The sequence below is a fragment of the Streptomyces sp. LS1784 genome (assembly GCF_020103755.1).
In the GTDB taxonomy this organism is placed as follows: Bacteria; Actinomycetota; Actinomycetes; order Streptomycetales; family Streptomycetaceae; genus Kitasatospora.
In genome coordinates, this window is sequence record NZ_JAHSQD010001014.1 from 1 (window position 1) to 1,589 (window position 1,589).

Annotated in this window: 3 protein-coding genes; 1 reads left to right on the forward strand and 2 read right to left on the reverse strand. The window is 74.3% G+C overall.

What is annotated here, in order from left to right:
- On the forward strand, positions 1-213 hold a 213-nt coding region (locus KS423_RS45195), incomplete at its 5' end, for an alpha/beta fold hydrolase (protein ID WP_374120188.1).
- An 82-nt stretch (positions 214-295) separates the two neighbouring features.
- On the opposite strand, the gene KS423_RS45200 is transcribed toward KS423_RS45195, so the two are convergent.
- Positions 296-673: a hypothetical protein gene (locus KS423_RS45200; protein WP_224285475.1), complete on the reverse strand. Its 378-nt coding sequence runs from the start codon at positions 671-673 to the stop codon at positions 296-298.
- Positions 670-1,350, reverse strand: coding sequence for a DUF6232 family protein (locus tag KS423_RS45205; protein ID WP_224285476.1), 681 nt, complete (start codon positions 1,348-1,350; stop codon positions 670-672). Before KS423_RS45205 ends, KS423_RS45200 begins: the two co-directional genes overlap by 4 nt.
- Positions 1,351-1,589 lie beyond the last annotated feature (239 nt).

A 1,589-nucleotide genomic window follows, 5' to 3' on the forward strand; every position in this document is an offset into this window, starting at 1 on the left:
CGCGCGGCGCTCGCCGCCCTGCCCGCGCTCGCCCTGTGGGGCGCGGACGACCGGACGCTCGCCGCCCGGTACTTCCTGCCGCTGTTCGCCGAGGCGTTCCCCCGCGGCCGGGCCGTCGAACTGCCCGGCGTCGGCCACTACAGCCCCGAGGACGCCCCGGACGTCGTCGGCGAGCTGGTGCAGCGCTTCCTCACCGAAACCGCCGCCGCCTGACCCGGCCGGCACCCCCGTCCCGCCCGGGCCGGACGGGACGGGGACCTCCGGCGCCCCGGACCGCCGGACGCCGGGAGGCCGGTCAGCCGCTGATCAGGGCGAGGAGCTGGTTCGCCAGGCCCAGCGCGGGCGCGGCGGCCTCGCCGAGGCTCTGGGCCAGACCGGCGAGCAGCAGCAGGGTGTTGCGCCGACGGCCCGGCTCCTCGGCGGCGGGGCTGTTCAGCACCGGCAGGGCCTCGGTGAGGCTCTGCCGGTCCGCCTCGCGGAGCCGGCCGTCCTGGGACAGCTCGGCGACCACGGCGGCGAGCCGGGAGAACAGCGCGGCGACCTCCGGCGGCAGCGCCTCGCCGCCGACCGGCCCGTTGTTGTGCTGGATGCCGACGACGTTGGTGCCGCCGTGGATGGTGACCTGATCGCCGACGTGGACGTTCGGGCCGTTACCGAGGCCGTTGTCGCTCATTTGCTGACTCCCGTGTGTCCCTGGCCGCCGTAGATGTTGACGCTGTCGCCGAACTGGTAGTGCCGCAGGTCGACGACGACGCTGCTGACGTACTGCTGGAACTCGATCTGCGGGTTCTCGATCGCCTGCGTGATGGTGGCCTGCAACGTGTGCGCGGGCTCCGGCGACTGCCAGGCCAGCAGCGCGGTCGGCGGCCCCGCGGTGTCGACCGTCAGCGCATGCAGGCGCGGCTGGACCAGGACCGGCAGGGTGGCGATGAGGAAGTAGAACACCACGAGCATCGACGCCACCCCGATGACCCAGCCCGGGCCGGAGTTGCCGTCGCTGTCGTAGGAGCGCGACGAGCCGCCGAGACTCATGATCATCAGGGCCCCGAGCGCGGCCAGGCCGACGATCGCCGTGAACTTGAGGAACCGCCGGACCGCGGCCGCCTTCTCCGGCACGATGACGGTGGTGCTGACCCGGGCGATCGTCGCCAGCGGGTACGCCGCGGTGCCGACCCAGAGGATGCGCCTGGTCACGGCCACCCGGGTGGTGGCGCGGGACGGCGCGGCCAGCAGGGACGGGGCCGGCGCGGCCTCCGGCGGAGGTGCCGACGGCGGCGGCGGGATGAACGGGGTGGAGCCGGTCTGGCCGGCCCGGGTCGGATCGGGTGGATCGGTCGGCTGCATGGACATGTCCCCCAAGGCTGTCGTGCGCGGGACGACAATTAACCAGCACGCCCGGTGGTCGCACAAGTTCTTTGTTGCAAGCGGCACATGACGAACCGTAGGCGAGTCCACGGGCGTGGCCCGCGGTGGTCAGCCCAGCTTGCTGCGCACCACACCGGGGCCGGACCTGGCCCGCCGGGACAGCGGCGGCCGGGACGGGCGGACGTCGAAGCGCGCCGGCTGCTCGGCTGCCTCGGCGGCCCGCC